The 18,526-nt window shown below is 72.5% G+C and carries 16 protein-coding genes; 4 read left to right on the forward strand and 12 right to left on the reverse strand.

Annotated features, from left to right (window positions below):
• Positions 1 to 29 precede the first annotated feature (29 nt).
• The 3 genes from ACFYPD_RS19060 to ACFYPD_RS19070 form a co-directional block, all read right to left on the reverse strand.
• Complete coding sequence (locus ACFYPD_RS19060) at positions 30 to 629, reverse strand: sugar transferase (RefSeq protein ID WP_387114867.1); 600 nt, start codon at positions 627 to 629, stop codon at positions 30 to 32.
• A gap of 331 nt (positions 630 to 960) precedes the next feature.
• The gene (locus ACFYPD_RS19065) at positions 961 to 2,010 is read right to left on the reverse strand and encodes a GNAT family N-acetyltransferase (RefSeq protein ID WP_387114870.1); all 1,050 of its coding nucleotides are present in this window, start codon (positions 2,008 to 2,010) and stop codon (positions 961 to 963) included.
• A complete protein-coding gene (locus ACFYPD_RS19070; RefSeq protein ID WP_387114873.1) occupies positions 2,007 to 3,137 on the reverse strand; it encodes a DegT/DnrJ/EryC1/StrS family aminotransferase in 1,131 nt (376 codons plus the stop codon). Before ACFYPD_RS19070 ends, ACFYPD_RS19065 begins: the two co-directional genes overlap by 4 nt.
• 203 nt (positions 3,138 to 3,340) lie before the next feature.
• Here ACFYPD_RS19070 and ACFYPD_RS19075 point away from each other — a divergent pair, with 203 nt between their 5' ends.
• Complete coding sequence (locus ACFYPD_RS19075) at positions 3,341 to 4,348, forward strand: DUF389 domain-containing protein (RefSeq protein WP_387114876.1); 1,008 nt, start codon at positions 3,341 to 3,343, stop codon at positions 4,346 to 4,348.
• On the opposite strand, the gene ACFYPD_RS19080 is transcribed toward ACFYPD_RS19075, so the two are convergent.
• Positions 4,311 to 4,745, reverse strand: coding sequence for a hypothetical protein (locus tag ACFYPD_RS19080; RefSeq protein WP_387114879.1), 435 nt, complete (start codon positions 4,743 to 4,745; stop codon positions 4,311 to 4,313). The genes ACFYPD_RS19075 and ACFYPD_RS19080 overlap by 38 nt on opposite strands.
• Positions 4,746 to 4,979: 234 nt before the next feature.
• A complete protein-coding gene (locus ACFYPD_RS19085; protein WP_387114883.1) occupies positions 4,980 to 7,472 on the reverse strand; it encodes a Tex family protein in 2,493 nt (830 codons plus the stop codon).
• Between the two features lie 153 nt (positions 7,473 to 7,625).
• Between ACFYPD_RS19085 and ACFYPD_RS19090 the strand changes: the two genes are divergently transcribed.
• Positions 7,626 to 9,137, forward strand: coding sequence for a deoxyguanosinetriphosphate triphosphohydrolase family protein (locus tag ACFYPD_RS19090; protein ID WP_387114887.1), 1,512 nt, complete (start codon positions 7,626 to 7,628; stop codon positions 9,135 to 9,137).
• Positions 9,138 to 9,198: 61 nt separating this feature from the next.
• On the opposite strand, the gene ACFYPD_RS19095 is transcribed toward ACFYPD_RS19090, so the two are convergent.
• The 7 genes from ACFYPD_RS19095 to ACFYPD_RS19125 form a co-directional block, all read right to left on the reverse strand.
• Positions 9,199 to 9,861 (reverse strand): GNAT family N-acetyltransferase, encoded by a 663-nt coding sequence (locus tag ACFYPD_RS19095; RefSeq protein WP_387114890.1) that lies wholly within the window; start codon positions 9,859 to 9,861, stop codon positions 9,199 to 9,201.
• Between the two features lie 152 nt (positions 9,862 to 10,013).
• Positions 10,014 to 11,159, reverse strand: coding sequence for an MBL fold metallo-hydrolase (locus ACFYPD_RS19100; protein WP_387114893.1), 1,146 nt, complete (start codon positions 11,157 to 11,159; stop codon positions 10,014 to 10,016).
• Positions 11,160 to 11,248: 89 nt separating this feature from the next.
• Positions 11,249 to 11,773, reverse strand: coding sequence for an SDR family NAD(P)-dependent oxidoreductase (locus ACFYPD_RS19105; protein WP_387114896.1), 525 nt, complete (start codon positions 11,771 to 11,773; stop codon positions 11,249 to 11,251).
• Positions 11,770 to 12,954 (reverse strand): zinc-dependent alcohol dehydrogenase, encoded by a 1,185-nt coding sequence (locus tag ACFYPD_RS19110; RefSeq protein WP_387114899.1) that lies wholly within the window; start codon positions 12,952 to 12,954, stop codon positions 11,770 to 11,772. Before ACFYPD_RS19110 ends, ACFYPD_RS19105 begins: the two co-directional genes overlap by 4 nt.
• A gap of 154 nt (positions 12,955 to 13,108) precedes the next feature.
• Entirely contained in the window at positions 13,109 to 13,870 is a 762-nt protein-coding gene (locus ACFYPD_RS19115) for a succinate dehydrogenase/fumarate reductase iron-sulfur subunit (protein ID WP_091310398.1), read from the reverse strand.
• Positions 13,867 to 15,801, reverse strand: a complete 1,935-nt coding sequence (locus ACFYPD_RS19120; RefSeq protein WP_387114902.1) for a fumarate reductase/succinate dehydrogenase flavoprotein subunit — start codon at positions 15,799 to 15,801, stop codon at positions 13,867 to 13,869. The genes ACFYPD_RS19115 and ACFYPD_RS19120 overlap by 4 nt, the downstream gene beginning before the upstream one ends.
• Before the next feature lies 1 nt (position 15,802).
• Complete coding sequence (locus ACFYPD_RS19125; RefSeq protein ID WP_387115597.1) at positions 15,803 to 16,486, reverse strand: succinate dehydrogenase cytochrome b subunit; 684 nt, start codon at positions 16,484 to 16,486, stop codon at positions 15,803 to 15,805.
• A gap of 77 nt (positions 16,487 to 16,563) precedes the next feature.
• On the opposite strand from ACFYPD_RS19125, the gene ACFYPD_RS19130 reads away from it, so the two are divergent.
• Both ACFYPD_RS19130 and ACFYPD_RS19135 read left to right on the forward strand, forming a co-directional pair.
• Entirely contained in the window at positions 16,564 to 17,499 is a 936-nt protein-coding gene (locus tag ACFYPD_RS19130) for a LysR family transcriptional regulator (RefSeq protein ID WP_387115600.1), read from the forward strand.
• 153 nt (positions 17,500 to 17,652) lie between these two features.
• A partial coding sequence (locus tag ACFYPD_RS19135) for an FG-GAP repeat domain-containing protein (RefSeq protein ID WP_387114905.1) occupies positions 17,653 to 18,526 on the forward strand: 874 nt, incomplete at its 3' end.

Consider the following 18,526-nt stretch of genomic DNA (forward strand, 5'->3'; position numbering starts at 1 on the left):
GGACCCGTACTCCCAACGGTCCGTCGCATTCACCGGACCCGCTCCAGTACCGGCGGCACCAGGCCGATGTCATCCACCTCAGCCGGAGTCTGGCCGACGATCTCGCCGCGCCGGAACGGTTCCGCCATGGTACGAAGCAGGATCTTCAGGTCGAGCCAGAGCGACCAGTTGTCGAGGTAGGACACGTCTAGGTCGAGCCGCTGGCCGAAGGTCAGCGATCGGCGCCCGCTGACCTGCGTCAGCCCGGTGATGCCGGGACGCACGTCGTGCCGGCGGGCATGGTGTGCGCTGTACCGCGGCAGGTACTCCATGACCAGCGGCCGGGGGCCGACGAGGCTCATCCGCCCGGTGAGCACCAGGGTCAGCTCGGGCAGTTCGTCCAGGCTGGTGCGGCGCAGGAACCGCCCGAGGCGGGTGGTCCGCGCCTCGTCGGTGGTCCAGGCCTCCTCGTCGGGGCGGGGGTCCCGCATGGTGCGGAACTTGTGGAGGGTGAACGGCTCCCCGTGCAGCCCGGGCCGTACCTGACGGAACAGCACCGGCCCTCCCGACGTCATCAGGATCGCCAGTGCGATCACGGCGATGACGGGGCTGAACAGCACGAGAAGCAGTGCCGCGCCGACGACGTCCATGACCCTTTTCGCGCGTGAGGCCGGTACCACCACTAGCTCCATTTCTCGCCGCCGGGCGGCATCGACTCTCCGCCGCGCCCGTTCAGGCCCGTCGGGACCGAGGCCAGGATGCGCAGCGGCTCAGTTCTATCGGATGTTTTGCGGCTTTTAGGGCCTTTTGGGAAATTCCGGGACCAGGTTGGCACGGATGTTCGGATCAGTCGATTCCGGTTCCCGTCGTTGCGGCGCCGCCCGGAGCCGGGAGTTCCTGCGGTGACCACGAGGATGAGCGCGGCGCCCACGGTGTCGGTGAACCGCTCCGCGGCCCGCTGCCAGGTTCTGGACATCCCGATCACCTCGCGCGGTACGCCGGGAAGAAGCCTGAGCAGCTGATCTCGCCGGTGGTCCGTCCGGTGGCCTCGGCATGACGGCGCACGAGCAGGTCATACCTGCCCGGATCGATGATCACCGTGCCGGTCCAGAACGCGGTCCGCTCGCCGCCGAACGAGCGCTTGAACTGGAACAAGCCGTCGTCCGCGCGGACCCCTCCGCCCAGGTGGACGGTCGCGCAGCCGCTCTCCGCGGCCCACTCGAGGATCGTCCAGACCAGCAGGTTGTTCGCTCCCTGCCGGGCGCTCTCCGGTTCCGATCCGGCGAGGTGGTAGTGCGCGCGGTCCCGGTGCCGCAGCACCAGTGCGGCGGCGGCCACCTCCCCGTCGGGACGGCGCACCTCGGCGATGTGCAGCTCCTTGCCCAGGCCGTCCACCAGTTCCCGGTAGTAGGCGTCCGGGAAGAAGTAGCCGGGCGCGCTGCCCAGGCGGGTCATGGTCTCCTCGTACCGGCGACGGAACGGCGAGCCGGGTGCCACGTCGTCCGGGCCGGCGGGCCGGATCGTCGCGTCCATGCCGGTGGCCCACGCCTTGCGGACCGCCGTGCGGGATCGGCCCTGCATGCCGTCCCAGACCTGGCCAGCGCCCTGGTCCACCCACACGGCGATGGTGTCGCCCCGCCGGGTCAGCTCGACCGTCGCCAGGCGCTGCACTACCGCCAGCGCGTCCGGGTCCAGCGGCGAGAAACGGAGGAACAGGCTGATCATCCCCAGCTCCCGCCAGCGCTTGAGAGCCAGCGACCAAAAGCGGGCGAGGTCTGCGGGGAAGCAGCTCGAGGCCATGTGGATGCCCGCGTACCCGTACGGACTGGCCGCGTCGACGCACTCCCCGTCGATTGGCCGCATCACGTAGGGGATGAGGATGTGGTCCTGCCAGTGCCCCATCCGCCAGGTGCCCGCCTCCGCGACGGCGGCGGCACGACCGTAGCCGGAGGTGAAGTAGACATCGGGGCAGGCGGCGTCGACGAGCGCCGAAGCCACCTCCGGACCGCTCACCGTGAAGTCCATCGTCATCGGCGGTCCAGGAACTCTTCGATGGTGCCGACGACACGCCCCATGCGGCGGTCGTCGAGGACGGAACCGCTGGGCAGCGTGAGGCCCTGCGCGAACAGGTTCTCCGCCGCTCCGGTGACCACCGCCCGGCAACCCGCGAAGACCGGCTGCAGGTGCATGGGCTTCCACATCGGCCGGGTCTCGATGTCCTGCGCGCCGAGGTGTGTGGCGAGCTCTCCCGCCCGCCACCCCGACCGGTCCGGGTCGACCACGATGCTGGTCAGCCAGCAGTTCGACCCCTCGTCGCCGTCCGCCAGCAGGCGTACGCCCGGGACGGTGGAGAAGAGCTTGGCGTACCGCTCCCGGATCAGCCGCCGGCGGCGCATCATCCCGTCCAGCCGGCGTAGCTGGGCCCGCCCGAGCGCGGCGAGCAGGTTGCTCAGCCGGTAGTTGTAGCCGACGTCCGCGTGTTCGTAGTGGGCCACGGGTTCGCGTGCCTGGGTGGCAAGGTGGCGGCAGCGGGCGATCAGCGTGGCGTCGTCGGAGACCAGCATGCCGCCGCCGGAGGTAGTGATGATCTTGTTGCCGTTGAACGACAGGGCGCCGAGCCGACCGAACGAGGCGGCCGGACGCCCGTGGTACGTCGCACCCAAGGCCTGCGCCGCATCCTCCACGACCGGCACCCCGGCCGCGGCGCAGACCGGCAGCAGTTCGTCGTATCCGGCGCAGCTGCCGAACATGTCCGCGACGAGCACCGCGACGACCCTCTCGCCGGCCCGGCCCAGCCGGTGCAGCATCTGCTCCAGCGCGGGCACGTCCATGTTGCCGTCCGCCTGCTCACAGTCGACGAAGACGGGCTCGGCGCCGGTGTAGACCGCGGCGTTGGCGGTGGCGACGAAGGTCATCGTCGGCGCGACCACCACGGTGCCCGGCCCTGCCCCCAGGGACAGGAGCGCCAGGTGGAGGGCGGACGTGCCGGAGTTGACGGCCAGGGCGTGCGCGGTCCCGACCCGGTCGGCGATCTCTCGCTCGAACGCCTCGACCTCCGGACCGAGGGGGGCGACCCAACCGGAGCGGAGCGACTGGAGAACGTACGACTCCTCCAGGGGGCCGACGTCGGGCGGAGACAGGTATATGCGGCTGCTCATCGGGCCTCCGGCTGGAGGTGTCGGTAACGGTGATCGCTGCGACTGGTCACGGCCGGTAAAACGGACAAGGAGGCATTTAGGTGATGCCGCACACCGCCCCGACCTGATCCTGTCCGGCGCCTCAGGCACCTCCTGAGCGGCGGCGGGACGAGTAGAGTTCGGCGGCCGGCGGTGCTGGGCCGCCGAATCAGGGGAGGTGGCCGGTGCTGCACCTGAGGGTGATCGCGCCCCAGGACCAGTCGAGCGCGGTCGTCGACCTGCTGGCGGCCGACCCTGGCGTCACCCACCTCGTTGTGCTGGCCGGGGCCGCCCGCCAGCCGGCCGGTGACTACGTCACCTGCGACGTGGTGCGGGAGAGCGCCGACGGCGTGCTGCGCAGGCTCCAGGAGTTGGGCGTCGAGGCGCACGGGGCGATCGCCGCGGACGACGTGGAGCTGACCCTGTCCGCGGCGGCGGACAAGGCGGCGGAGGACGCCCCCGGGCACGGCGAGGACGCCGTGGTCTGGGACGAGATCGCCGCGAAGACCGGGGAGCAGACGGTGCTCACCGGCACCTTCCTCGCGCTGATCATCGTCGCCACCATGATCGCCGGCATCGGCGTGCTGCTCGACCAGCCCATCCTGATCGTCGGCGCCATGGTGGTCGGCCCGGAGTTCGGCCCGCTCGCCGCGCTGTGCGTGGCGCTGCTGCGCCGGCAGCCGCGCATCATCGGCCGGTCGGTGCAGGCGCTGGTGGTCGGCTTCCTCGCCGCCATGCTGGTCACGGTGCTGAGCACCTGGGCGCTCACCGCCGCCGGGCTGGTCAGCCGGGACATGCTGCTGGCCGACCGGCCGCTCACCGACTTCATCTGGCGCCCGGACGCGCTCTCCTGGGTGGTCGGCCTGCTCGCCGGGGTCGCCGGCATGCTCTCGCTGACCTCGAAGAAGTCCGGCTCCCTGGTCGGCGTGCTGATCTCGGTGACCACCGTGCCGGCGGCGGCGAACGTGGCGGTCGCGGCGGCCTACGGCGTCTGGCACGAGGCCGCGGGCTCGGCCCTCCAGCTCGTGATCAACCTCGCCGCCATCGTGCTGGCCGGTTTGCTCACCCTGGTCGTGCAGCTCTGCTGGTGGCGACGGGTGGAGCGACGGTCCACGCGCAGCCTGCCGCGGCAGCGGGCCGTACGGCCGGCGCGGGTCAGCGCCAGTCGTCGCCCGCCTCGAGACGCAGGCTGAGCAGCGCCGCCAGGGGCACCGACTCACCGTCCCGGCCGCCCCGCCCGACCACCAGCGGCGGCGGCGCGGGGTCCGGGTCGGCGCCGAACAGCCGCGACCGCAGGCTCGGCGGCACGGCGAGCAGGTAGAAGCGGCCCTCGGTGTCGACGGCGCGGCTGTGCGCCCGATCCACGTACCAGCCGGTGATCCGGGTGCGGTACCGGCCCCGGCCGTCGTAGCCGACCGCCGTCAGCCGCTCGGTGCGCAGCCCGCGCCGGAGCGCCTCGGCGGCGAAGCGGGCCACCAGCTCCGCGGCCTCCGCCTGCTCGGCGGCGCGCTGCCGGGCGTCGGCCGCCGCGTGGGCCCGCGCCGTGCGGCGCTGTCGCTCCCGCCACTCCAGGCCGTCGTCCCCACCCACGCCCGCGAGGGTACGCGCTCAGTTCGCCCATCGCGCTGGTGGCGGAGGCACCAGCACCACTGCCTCACGCCGGCACAGGGCTGCGACTCGGAATCTTGGCGAGTTGCCGTTCGAGTCGAACGGCAACTCGCCAAAAACCGAAAGGTGCGCGGATCGGCGCCGGGTCGGCCCTGAGGCGGGGTGCGCTGTCGAGCCGAGTCGTTCGTGACGTCAGCTCGACAGTGCGGCGTGATCTCAGGCCAGCCCGGCGCGGCGCAGCGCGTCCGCCATGGCGTCGTTGGCCGGTGCCGGCGTGCCCCCGCCGCGCCCCTGCCGCTGCGGCCCGCCGCGCAAGCCGCCCCGGTCACCGCGCTCGCCGCCGCCGCGCTGACCGCCGCCGCCCTGGCCACCGCCGCCCTGGCCACCGCGCGGTCCGCCGCCACCCTGGCCGCGGCCCCCCTGACCGTGACCGCGCCGATCGTCGCCGCGGCCGCCGCGCTGACCGCCGCCCTGGCCGCCGCGCTCGCGGCGCCCGTCGCCGCCCTGCGGGCGTCCGGCCGGGGCCTCGTCCTCCAGCCGCAGGGTCAGCGAGATCCGCTTGCGGGGCACGTCGACGTCGAGCACCCGGACCCGCACCACGTCGCCGGACTTCACCACGTCGCGCGGGTCCTTGACGAAGGTGTGCGACAGGGCCGAGACGTGTACCAGGCCGTCCTGGTGCACCCCGACGTCGACGAACGCGCCGAACGCGGCCACGTTGGTGACCACGCCCTCCAGCACCATGCCCGGCGTGAGGTCGCTGATCTTCTCCACCCCCTCCGCGAAGGTGGCGGTGCGGAACTCTGGGCGCGGGTCGCGGCCGGGCTTCTCCAGCTCGGCGAGGATGTCGGTGACGGTGGGCAGGCCGAAGGTGTCGTCGACGAACTCGGTCGCCCGGAGCCCGCGCAGGATGGCCGACTTCCCGATCAGCGCGCGCAGGTCCTGGCCGGTGTGGGCGAGGATCCGCCGCACCACCGGGTACGCCTCGGGGTGCACGCTGGAGGAGTCGAGCGGGTCGTCGCCGCCGGGGATGCGCAGGAAGCCGGCGCACTGCTCGAACGCCTTCGGCCCGAGCCGGGGCACCTTCCTCAGCTCGGTACGGGTGCGGAACGGTCCGTTGGCGTCCCGGTGCAGCACGATGTTCTCGGCCAGCCCGGCGCCGATGCCGGAGACCCGGGTGAGCAGCGGGGCGGAGGCGGTGTTGACGTCGACGCCGACCGCGTTGACGCAGTCCTCGACGACCGCGTCGAGGGAGCGGGACAGCTTCACCTCGGACAGGTCGTGCTGGTACTGCCCGACGCCGATCGACCGCGGGTCGATCTTCACCAGCTCGGCCAAGGGGTCCTGAAGGCGGCGCGCGATGGAGACCGCACCGCGCAGCGAGACGTCGAGCCCGGGGAGCTCCTGGGAGGCGTACGCGGAGGCGGAGTAGACCGACGCGCCCGCCTCGGAGACCACCACCTTGGTCAGCTTCAGCTCCGGATGCTGCTTGATCAGGTCACCGGCGAGCTTGTCGGTCTCCCGGCTGGCGGTGCCGTTGCCGATGGCGACCAGCTCGACGCCGTGCGCGGCGGCCAGGGTCGCCAGCGTGTGCAGGGAGGCGTCCCACTGCCGGCGCGGCTCGTGCGGATAGATCGTGTCGGTGGCGACCACCTTGCCGGTGGCGTCGACCACGGCCACCTTCACGCCGGTGCGCAGGCCCGGGTCGAGGCCCATGGTGGGGCGGGCGCCGGCCGGCGCGGCCAGCAGCAGGTCGCGCAGGTTGGTGGCGAAGACCCGGACGGCCTCCTCCTCGGCCGCCTGCCAGAGCCGCAGCCGCAGGTCGGCGCCGAGGTGGATGAGAATCCGGGTACGCCAGGCCCAGCGCACCGTGTCGGTGAGCCATTTGTCGGCCGGCCGCCCCTGGTCGCTGACCCCGAACCGGCCGGCGATGGCCGCCTCGTAGCGGGTGGGGCCGGTGACCACGGCATCGGAGTCGCCGTCGGACTCCGGGTCCATGGTCAGGTCGAGCACGCCCTCCTTCTCGCCCCGGAACATGGCGAGGATCCGGTGCGAGGGGAGCCTGGTGTACGGCTCGGCGAAGTCGAAGTAGTCGGCGAACTTGGCGCCGGCCGACTCCTGGCCCTCGCGTACCCGGGAGACCAGCCGGCCCCGCGACCACATCTGCTCCCGCAGCGTGCCGATGAGGTCGGCGTCCTCGGCGAACCGCTCGATGAGGATGGCCCGGGCGCCGTCGAGCGCGGCGGCGGCGTCGGCCACCCCCTTGTCGGCGTCGACGAAGTCGGCGGCCGTGGCGCGCGGGTCCCGCGCCGGGTCGGCCAGCAGCGTGTCGGCGAGGGGCTCCAGCCCGGCCTCGCGGGCGATCTGCGCCCGGGTCCGCCGCTTCGGCTTGTAGGGCAGGTAGATGTCCTCCAGCCGGGACTTCGAGTCGGCCGCCATGATCTGCGCTTCCAGGGCCTCGTCGAGCTTGCCCTGCCCGCGGATGGACTCCAGCACCGCGGCGCGCCGCTCGTCCAGCTCCCGCAGGTAGCGCAGCCGCTCCTCCAGGGTGCGCAGTTGCGCGTCGTCGAGCAGGCCGGTGGCCTCCTTGCGGTAGCGGGCGATGAACGGCACGGTGGCGCCGCCGTCGAGCAGCTCGACGGCCGCCCGCACCTGGCGTTCGGCGACGCCGAGCTCCTCGGCGATCCGCTGGTGCACAGACTGGGTCACGATCTGATCCGCCTTCTCGGGTGGGTTCGGCAGTCATTGTGCCGGTCCCGCCACGGCCGGCCGCGCGGCACCCGCCAAGACCATCCGCCACAAGGGCCCCACGCGTCCGCAGGCGCATCGCGACCTGCGGCACCCTGCGCTAGCGTGGCGATCATGGAACAAGCTGTGGATCCGCGGGCCCGGCGGCTCTTCGGCGGAAGCGCCCGGGCGCTCGGCGACCTGGCGGCCAGCCCGTTCCGGGCGGACCGGGACCGCATCGTCGGCTCGCCGTTCTTCGCCCGGTTGAACGGGGTGACCCAGGTGATCAGCCCGGGCGGGTCGGGGCTGCTCGTGCACAACCGGCTCACCCACAGCCTCAAGGTGGCCCAGGTGGCCCGGGCGGTCGCCGAGCGGCTGACCGCCGATGCGGCCCACCGGGACCTGCTGGAGAAGCTGGGTGGCTGCGACCCGGACGTGGTGGAGGCCGCCGCTCTCGCCCACGACCTCGGGCACCCGCCCTTCGGGCACCTGGGGGAGCGGGTGCTGGACCGGCTGGCCCGGCAGCGGCTCGGCCTGGCCGACGGCTTCGAGGGCAACGCCCAGTCGTACCGGATCGTCACGAGCACCGAGATCCGTGGCGCGGCGACCACGGGCCTGGACCTGACCGCGGCGGTCCGGGCGGCGATGCTGAAGTACCCGTGGACCCGGCTGGACCACCCGGACCCGCATCCGCGGCACCTGGACCCGGCCCCGCGCGGCGCGGCCGGCCCGCCGGACGACCCGGCGAGCGGGTCGGTGAAGTTCGGCGCCTACCGGACCGAGGTGGACGACCTGCGGCAGGCCCGGGAGCCGTTCGCCGGCCGGATCCCGGACTGGCAGCAGACGCCGGAGGCGTCGATCATGGACACGGCCGACGACATCGCGTACGCCATCCACGACGTGGAGGACTTCTACCGGGTCGGTGTGCTCCAGCAGGGCGCGGTGGCCGCCGAGCTGTCCGCCTGGCAGCGCGAGTGCGGGCACTTCCGGGCGATCACCGCCTCGGCGCTGGCCACGGCCGGCCGGCGGCCCGGTGCGGCCATCGAGCGGCTGCGCCGCCAGCTGCACCGCAAGGACGCCTGGATCGCCGACGACGAGGCGTTCGCCGCGGCCGTCGAGCACGTCCGCGAGGAGCTGGTGGACGGCCTGCTGGCCCTGCCCTTCGACGGCTCGATCGAGGCCGAGCAGTACGTGGCCCGGTTCTCCGCCCGCTGGTCCACCCGCTTCGTCGAGGCCATCACGGTGAGCCCGGAGCCGGACGTCCGCTCCGGGTACGTGCTGCTGGCCAAGCCGCAGTGGCACGAGGTGCAGGTGCTCAAGTTCGTGCACCACCGGTTCGTGCTGGCCCGGCCGGACCTGGCCCTGCACCAGCGGGGGCAGGCGCGGCTGCTGGGCACCCTCGTGGAGGCGCTGTGGGAGTGGCTGCTCGACCCGGAGGAGGAGTCCCGGCTGCCCCGCCGGCTGCACGACCTGGTCGAGCTGGCCGAGGCGGAGCTGCACCCGCGTACGCCGGACCGGATCGGCCGGGCCCGGGGGCGGGCGATCATCGACTTCGTCGCGCAGCTCACCGACGGGCAGGCGGTGGCGATGCTGGACGCGCTCTCCGGCCGCTCCGGCGCCCTCTGGACCGACGCCTTCGTCCTCTGACCGGTCCCGGTCCGGCGGGCGGGAACGTAAGTTCGGCCCCGCCCGCCAGGGAAACGACCGCTCAGCCGACGCCGGCCGCCCCGGTGGCGGCGAAGGCGGCGGGGACGACCACGTCGTGGTCATGGCCCAGCTCGTGCTGGGCCGGGATCGACGGTCGAGGTCCGCAGACTCGCTCGACGTACTCCTCCGCCGCGGCCAAGGCGTCGAAGTCGGCGCGCAGGGCGGCGACCCGCAGGAGGTCGTGCCACTGACCGCGCCGGAATGCCGCCTCGCGCTCCCGGCCCTCGATCCGCCAACCGCAGTGGCGTACGTAGGCGCCCAGGCTCGCCGCGTTGAACGGCAGGATGGTGCTGTGCAGGCGCCGCAGGCCGACTTCGTAGAAGCTCCAGGCCATGGTGAGCATGATCGCGTCGGTACCGGCGCCGCGAGGGGTCAGGCCGGGCATCAATTTGATGCCGGTGAGGGCGCCCCGGTTGTGCCAGTCGATCTCCCATAGGCCGGTGAACCCCCAGGGCTCTTCCGACACCGGGTCGACAACCGTCATCCGTTGGACGCTCGGGTCTGCGTGGGAACGCCGCAGCCAGTCCGGTTGGGTGTCGCGGGAGACCGGCCAGCCCCAGCCCCCGACGTTGTGCCGGACCTGGCCGTGATTGGTCAGCTCGGCCAGGAAGTCCAGGTCTTCGGTTCTCGTGGGACGGATCGCCACCAGGCGGCCGTTCAGCATGCTGCTCCTCGATGAGACGACGAGCCGGCGGAGGGGGCACCGGAAGGACGGCGGAGCCGGCCGGCCGCCGTCGCGACCGTGAGAGGGACGGCTCACCCCAACGGTCTACCAGACATCGAGGACGACCACGGAACCAAACGCCCAACAGGTGTTCAGGCGACCGCCTGCCACCAGCCGTCCACCGCCGGCGGCTCGTCCACCACGACCCGCTCGCCGGGCCGGGGCACGGCCAGCCGGACGTCCCGGGCCTTCGCCTCGGCCCAGAGCCGGTCCACCGGCTCGGACCAGTCGTGCAGGGCCAGGTTGAAGGTGGCCCAGTGCACCGGGACGAGCAGCCCGCCGCGCAGGTCGAGGTGGGCCGCGACCGCCTCCTCGGGGAACATGTGGATGGTCGGCCAGGCCCGGTCGTACGCGCCGATCTGCATGAGCGTGACGTCGAACGGGCCGTGCTCGGCGCCGATCTCGGCATAGCCGTCGAAGTAGCCGGAGTCGCCGGTGTAGAAGAGCTTCCGCTGTGCCCCGGCCACCACCCAGGAGCTCCAGAGCGTGCCGTCGCGGCGCAGCCCGCGCCCGGAGAAGTGCTGGGCCGCGGTCGCGGTGAGGGTCAACCCGCCGACCCGGTGGCTCTCCGACCAGTCCAGCTCGACGATCCGGTCCGCCGGCACGCCCCACCGGTCCAGGTGGGCGCCGACGCCGAGCGGCACCAGGAACGGCGCGGACTGGTGGGCGAGCAGGCCGCGGACGGTGGCCAGGTCCAGGTGGTCGTAGTGGTCGTGCGAGATGAGGATGGCGTCGAGCCGGGGCAGCTCGTCGAGGCGGACCGGCGGCTCGTGGATGCGGCGCGGGCCGACCAGCGACGACGGGGAGCAGCGGTCGCTCCAGACCGGGTCGAGCAACACCCGCTGCCCCTCGATCTCGACCAGCGTGGAGGCATGGCCGTACCAGACGACGTTCAGCTCGCGGGCCGGGTCGGCCGGCGCCGGGTCGGCCGGGCGCAGCACCGGCACGGCGCTGCCCGGGCGCCGCTTCTGCTTGCCGAAGATCAGCTCCTTGACCAGGTTGCGGCCCGGGTCGGCGACCATCGTGCTGCGGGTGCCCGACGGGTTGTGGAAGGTGCCGTCCCGGAAGCGCGGCGAGCGGGCCGCCCGCTCCGCGCGGGCGCCGGCGAGCCGGCCGCCGAGTTGGGCGGGCACGTCCCGCGCCGCCCAGGCCAGCCCGGCCACCGCGGCCAGCCCCGCCATCCGCCACAGTCGCGCGCCGACTGCCCGGTCCAGTTCCCGGTCGTCCGGTTTCCGCATGTTCCGTCCCCTCCGCCGTGTCCCGCAGTACACGGTAGCCATCCGCCCGCCACCCCGCGCGGGCGACGTCGCACCCTCGGCGGCGCCGCTCAGCGGAGCCGGCGCAGCAGCGCCGAGCCGGCGCCCGCGGTCACCCCGCCCACCGACCGGACCGCCCGCGACACGTCGGGCAGCCAGCCGCCCCGGACCGCCTCGCCGGCCGGGTTCGGCGCGAACACGATGCCCGGGTGCGGCGCGACCTGCCGGTCGGTCAGCCCGGCGAGCCGCATCAGCGGCCCCACCAGCACGTCGTACACGCCGGGGAGCACGGTGAAGCCGAACCGCATGATGACGTTGAGCCGCCCCACCGAGACCTCCCGGCGGGGCCGGTCGACGCAGTCCACCATGGCCCGGGCCACCCGCTCCGGGCTCGTGACCGGCGGCGGCGGACGGCCGCTCCGGCCCAGGTAGTTGGCCGCCTCGGGACCGGCCGACCGGCACTCGTCGCGTACCTCGGCCAGGGTGGCCGGGGAGCGGGCCGCGAGGACCAGACGGTCCCCGCGGCCGGCGAACTCCCGGGCCGCCGCCCGACCGATTCCGCTGGTCGCGCCGGTGACGACCACCGTCCGGCTCACGGTTCGAGCACGACCTTGACGCAGCCGTCCTGCTTCTTCTGGAACATCTCGTACGCCTGCGGCGCCCGCGCGAGCGGCAGCCGGTGGGTCCGCAGGTCCTCGACGCCGAGCGGGTCGTCGTCGCCGGCGAGCAGCGGCATGATCTCGTCGACCCAGCGCTTCACGTGACACTGCCCCATGCGCAGCTGGACGCCCCGGTCGAACATCTCCATGAGCGGCATCGGGTCCTGCTCGCCGCCGTACACCCCGGAGATCGACACGGTGCCGCCGCGCCGGACCGCCTTGACCGCGGCGTGCAGCACCACGAGCCGGTCGACGCCGGCCTTGTCGGTCATGGTTCGGGCCAGCTTGTCCGGCAGCAGCCCGGCCGCGGTCTGGGCGAGCTTGCCCGCCGGCGCGCCGTGCGCCTCCATGCCGACCGCGTCGATCACCGCGTCCGGGCCGCGCCCGTCGACCAGGTCGATCAGCGCCCCGGGCACGTCGTCCAGCTCGCGGACGTCGAGCACCTCGATGCCGTGCCGGCGGGCCATCTCCAGCCGCTCCGGCACCAGGTCCAGCCCGATGACCCGGCCGGCGCCGAGGTGCCGGCCGATCCGGGCGCAGAACTGCCCGACGGGGCCGAGGCCGAACACGGCAAGGGTGCCGCCGGGCGGGGTGTCGGCGTACCGCACCGCCTGCCAGGCGGTGGGCAGGATGTCGGAGAGGTAGAGCCAGCGCTCGTCGGGCCCGGTCTCCGGGATCTTGATGGGGCCGAACTGGGCCTGCGGCACCCGCAGGTACTCGGCCTGCCCGCCGGGGACGGAGCCGTAGAGCGAGGTGTAGCCGAACAGCGCCGCGCCCTTGCCCTCGCTGGTCACCTGCGTGGTCTCGCACTGGGCGTAGAGCTGGCGGTCGCACATCCAGCACGAGCCGCAGGAGATGTTGAACGGGACGACCACGCGGTCGCCGGGCTTGAGCCTGGTCACCCCCGGGCTGACCTCCTCGACGACGCCCATCGGCTCGTGCCCCAGCACGTCGCCGGGCTTCAGGTACGGCCCGAGCACCTCGTACAGGTGCAGGTCGGAGCCGCAGATGGCGGTCGAGGTGACCCGGATGACCGCGTCGGTCGGTTCCTCGATCCGGGGGTCCGGTACGCCCTCGACGCGGACGTCACGCTTGCCGTGCCAGGTCAGTGACTTCATGCCTGAATGTCCCCTCCTCCGTGCCGTCCACCGGACTGCTACCCGCGGGAGAGGGGTTGAACCGGAGGCGGGGCGCCCCGCGTACCCCCGGAAAAGGCGGACCGCCGCGCCCCGGGTGCGGGGCGCGGCGGTCGCGTGGGTCGGTTGGCGGGGCTCAGGAGCCCGGGGTGCCGGCGCGCTTGGACGTCGCCTTGAGGTAGTCCCGGTTGAGCCGGCCGATGGTGTTCAGCGGGATGCCCTTCGGGCAGGCCGCCGCGCACTCGCCGATGTTGGTGCAGCCGCCGAAGCCGGCCTCGTCGTGCGCGTCCACCATGCCGATCACCCGGGTGTACCGCTCGGGCTGGCCCTGCGGCAGCAGCGAGAGCTGGGTGATCTTGGCGGCGGTGAACAGCATGCCGGAGCCGTTCGGGCAGGCCGCCACGCAGGCGCCGCAGCCGATGCAGGCGGCCGAGGAGAAGGCGGCGTCTGCGTCCGCCTTGGCCACCGGCGTGGAGTGCGCCTCCGGGGCGCTGCCGGTCGGCGCGGTGATGTACCCGCCGGCGGAGATGATCTTGTCGAAGGCGTTCCGGTCGACCACCAGGTCCTTGACGACCGGGAAGGCCCGGGCCCGCCACGGCTCGATGTCGATCGTGTCCCCGTCGGAGAACTGCCGCATGTGCAGCTGGCAGGCGGTGGTGCCGCGCTGCGGGCCGTGCGCCTCACCGTTGATCATGAGGCTGCACATGCCGCAGATGCCCTCGCGGCAGTCGTGGTCGAACGCGACCGGCTCGTCGCCGTCGAGGATCAGCCGCTCGTTGAGCACGTCGAGCATCTCCAGGAAGGACATGTCCGGGGACACGTCCTGCACCTGGTAGGTCACCATCTGACCCTTGTCCTCGGGGCCCTTCTGGCGCCAGATGCGCAGGGTCAGGTTCACTTGTAGCTCCGCTGCGTGGGGTGGACGTATTCGAAGGTCAGGTCTTCCTTGTGCAGCACGGGCTGACCGGTGCCGGTGTACTCCCAGGCGGCCACGTAGGAGAACCGTTCGTCGTCGCGCTGCGCCTCACCGTCGGGGGTCTGGTGCTCGGCCCGGAAGTGGCCGCCGCAGGACTCCTCGCGGTGCAGGGCGTCGATGCACATGAGCTCGGCCAGCTCGAAGAAGTCGGCCACCCGGCCGGCCTTCTCCAGCGACTGGTTGAGCCCCTCGCCGTCGCCCGGGACGCGGACCCGCTGCCAGAACTCGTCGCGCAGGGTGCGGATCTCGTCGATCGCCTTGCGCAGCCCGGCCTCGGAGCGCTCCATGCCGCAGTGCTCCCACATGATCTGGCCCAGCTCCCGGTGGAACGAGTCCACCGTGCGGTCGCCGTTGATGGCCAGCAGCCGCTGGAGCCGCTCCTCGACCTCGGTCCGCGCGGCCACCGCCTCGGGGTGGCTGGCGTCGAGCTTCTCCAGCGGGCCGGAGGCCAGGTAGTTCGCGATGGTGTTCGGCAGCACGAAGTAGCCGTCGGCCAGGCCCTGCATCAGCGCCGAGGCGCCGAGCCGGTTCGCGCCGTGGTCGGAGAAGTTCGCCTCGCCGATCACGAACAGGCCCGGGATGGTCGACTGGAGGTCGTAGTCGACCCAGAGGCCGCCCATCGTGTAGTGCACGGCGGGGTAGATCCGCATGGGGACCTCGTACGGGTCCTCGCCGGTGATCCGCTCGTACATCTCGAAGAGGTTGCCGTACTTCGCCTCGATGGCCTTGCGGCCGAGCCGGCTGATCGCGTCGGCGAAGTCGAGGTAGACGCCGAGCCCGCCCGGGCCGACGCCGCGCCCCTCGTCGCAGACGTTCTTGGCGGCGCGGGAGGCGATGTCCCGGGGGACCAGGTTGCCGAAGGAGGGGTAGATCCGCTCCAGGTAGTAGTCCCGCTCGTCCTCGGGGATGTCCTTCGGGCTGCGGCTGTCGCCCTTGGCCTTGGGCACCCACACCCGGCCGTCGTTGCGCAGCGACTCGCTCATCAGGGTCAGCTTCGACTGGTGGTCGCCGGAGACCGGGATGCAGGTCGGGTGGATCTGCGTGTAGCAGGGGTTGGCGAAGTACGCGCCCTTGCGGTGCGCCCGCCAGGAGGCGGTGACGTTGCAGCCCTTGGCGTTGGTGGAGAGGTAGAAGACGTTGCCGTAGCCGCCGGAGGCGAGCACGACCGCGTCGGCCATCTCGGTGCTGATCTCGCCGGTGACCAGGTCGCGGACCACGATGCCGCGGGCCTTGCCGTCGACGATGACCAGTTCGAGCATCTCGTGGCGGGCGTTCATCTCCACGTTGCCCAGGCCGATCTGCCGCTCCAGCGCCTGGTACGCGCCGAGCAGCAGCTGCTGGCCCGTCTGGCCCCGGGCGTAGAAGGTGCGCTGCACCTGCGCGCCGCCGAAGGAGCGGGTGTCGAGCAGGCCGCCGTACTCGCGGGCGAACGGGACGCCCTGGGCGACGCACTGGTCGATGATGTTGACCGAGACCTCGGCCAGCCGGTGCACGTTCGACTCGCGGGAGCGGAAGTCGCCGCCCTTGACGGTGTCGTAGAAGAGCCGGTGCACCGAGTCGCCGTCGTTGCGGTAGTTCTTGGCGGCGTTGATGCCGCCCTGCGCGGCGATGGAGTGGGCCCGGCGCGGGCTGTCCTGGTAGCAGTAGGACTTCACGTGGTAGCCCTGCTCGGCCAGGGTCGCCGCGGCGGAGCCGCCGGCCAGGCCGGTGCCGACCACGATCACGGTCAGCTTCCGCCGGTTGGCCGGGTTGACCAGCTTCATCTCGAACCGGTGGCGGTCCCAGCGGGTCTCGATGGGGCCGTCGGGAGCCTTGGTGTCGGCGATCGGGTCGCCGGTGCTGAAGAGATCCATGTCAGGCCACCAATCCGGTGAGTACGGCGAACGGGACCACCAGGTAGCCGACGCAGAGCGCGACGGCGAAGACCAGGGCCGCGGCGCGCGCCCGGCGCTCGCCCTTCGGGGTCTGCTGGCCGAGGCTGCGGAAGGCGCTGAAGGCGCCGTGCCGCAGGTGGAAGCCGAGCGTGACGATCGCCAGGGTGTAGAAGAGCGTGACGTACCAGCGGTCCGCGGCGAAGTCCTGGACCACGTTGCCGTAGGGGTTGGCGGGGTCGCCCTGCGGGTTCAGGTGACCGGTGGTCAGGTCCAGGATGTGGTAGATCACGAAGAGCAGGATGATCACACCACCCCAGCGCATCGTGCGGGCCGCGTAGTTCACGTGGATCTTCCGGCGGTGCGCGTACGGCACCGGGCGGGCGGCCCGGGCGCGCCTCGCCAGCACGGTGGCCGAGACGATGTGCGCGAGCACGGCCACGGTGAGCACGGTGCGCTGGATCCACAGGTACCAGGTCGACGGCAGCAGTGGCGTCCCGATCTCGCGGAGCCAGTGTGCGTAGTGGTCGAACGAGGTCTCGCCCGTGAAGATCTTCAGGTTGCCGAGCATGTGCAAGATCAGGAACAGCACGAGGATGATGCCCGTCACCGCCATGACGGCCTTGAGGCCGACGTTCGAGCGGATGGGCGACCGAGTTTTCGTGATTACCACACGCCCGACGCTAGGAGCAGTTTGATCAGTCGTCCAATGCATCGACCTCGCAGTCTTGATAGCCATAAGCTATACAGATGCAGCTCCATCAGCTCCGGTACTTCGTCGCGGTCGCAGAAGTACGACATTTCACCCAAGCTGCCGATCTGGTGGGCATCACGCAGCCCTCGCTGAGTAAGCAAATTCACGCCCTGGAGGCCGACCTGGGAGCCCCGCTCTTCGAACGGGTAAGGGGCAACATCGCCCTCACCGCGGCGGGGGAGGTGCTGCTGCCGCTGGCCAAGCGGATCCTTGCCGACGTGGAGACCGCCACCCGGGAGGTGCAGGAACTGGTCGGGCTGCGCCGGGGCCGGGTCCGGCTCGGCGCCACCCCAAGCCTGGCCACCTCGCTCGCGCCTCCGGTGCTGCGCCGCTTCCGCGACGCCCACCCCACCGTCGACCTGCGGGTGGAGGAGGGCGGCTCGCAGGACCTGGTCCGTGACCTGCTCCGCGGCGACCTCGACCTGGCGCTGATCATCGAGCCCTCGACCGGCACCGACCCGGGGCTGCGCGCCGACCCGATCCTGCGCGAGAGCCTGGTGGTCGCCTCGGTCGACCCGCTGCCGGCCGCCTCCGAGCGGGGCGAGGTGCGCGTCACCGACCTGCGCGACCTGCCCCTGGTGATGTTCCGCGAGGGCTACGACCTGCGCGACGCCACCCTCCAGGCGTGCCGGGCGGCCGGCTTCGAGCCGACCCTCTCGGTCGACGGCGGGGAGATGGACGCGGTGCTCAGCTTCGTCGAGGCCGGGCTCGGCGTCGCCCTGGTCCCCGGCATCGTGGTGGCCCGCCGGGCGGGCATCCGGGTCACCCGGCTCGTCCCGCCCGGCGTCCGCCGGACCATCGCGGTGGCCCGCCGTCGCGACGTGGTGCCCACCCACGCCGGCCGCGAGCTGCGCCGCATCCTCCTGGAGTACGTGCACGACGCCACCGCCGCCGACCAGCTCCCGGCGGGGGTGGAGCCGCTCTAGTCAGGCCCGGGTCCACGGCGCGCCGCGGTACGGGTTTGGTCCGGTCGGCCGCGCTTCAGCTGCCCTCCAGGGGCGTGCAGCAACCTCTGACGCACAAGCCCGTTCGATGGGACAGGGCGGTAGTTGGAGGATGTTGCGAATGGACCACCAGGAATGAACATCAGCCTGTCGAGAATGGCGCTGCTCTGCGCCACGGTCGTCCTCACCACGGCCGTCCCCCAGGGTGCACCGGCGTGGGCCGCGGACGGCGCCGGGCAGCCGGATCTGCCACCGGCGCTGGCTCCGGTCACCGCCGTCTACGAGACCGTCGCCTGCGATCCCGCCGGCCCCACCGCCGCCGACGCGGCGGTGGCCAGCCAGTTGAATCCGCAGCTGACGTCGGACATGCGCAACAACCTGACCGCGTACCGCGTCTCCTGCGCGCGAGAGGTGGTCGAGGCGGTGCGGGAGCGCGGTCTGGCCCAGCGCGCGGGGGTCATCGCGATCGCCACGGTGCTGGTCGAGACCCGCCTGCAGAACATCAGCAAGGAGGTGGATCACACCAGCCTCGGCCTGTTCCAGCAGCAGGAGTGGTGGGGGACGCGGGCCCAGCGGCTCGACCCGGCCTACGCCACGAACGCCTTCCTCAACGCGATGCAGCGGGAATACCCGAACGGCAGCTGGGCCACCGCGCCGATCGGCGAGGTCTGCCAGGCGGTGCAGGTGTCCGCCTATCCCGACAGGTATCAGCCCATGGCGCCGGACGCGCAGCTCATCGTCGAGGCCCTCTGGGACGCCGCGGGCGGCCGCACCGAGGACATTCCGGTGTCGGGGGACTGGAACAACGATGGGGTGGACACGGTGGGGGTGTACCGGCCGTCGACGTCGACGTTCTATCTGCGGGATGTCAACAGTGGGGCGGCGACGCGGGTGTTCAAGTTCGGTAGCGGGTCGTCGGGTGACATCCCGGTGGCCGGTGACTGGAACAACGACGGTTTCGACAGTGTCGGGGTGTTCCGGCCGGGCAACTCGACGTGGTATTTGACCG

The organism is Micromonospora sp. NPDC005299 (assembly GCF_042872345.1).
GTDB lineage: Bacteria > Actinomycetota > Actinomycetes > Mycobacteriales > Micromonosporaceae > Micromonospora.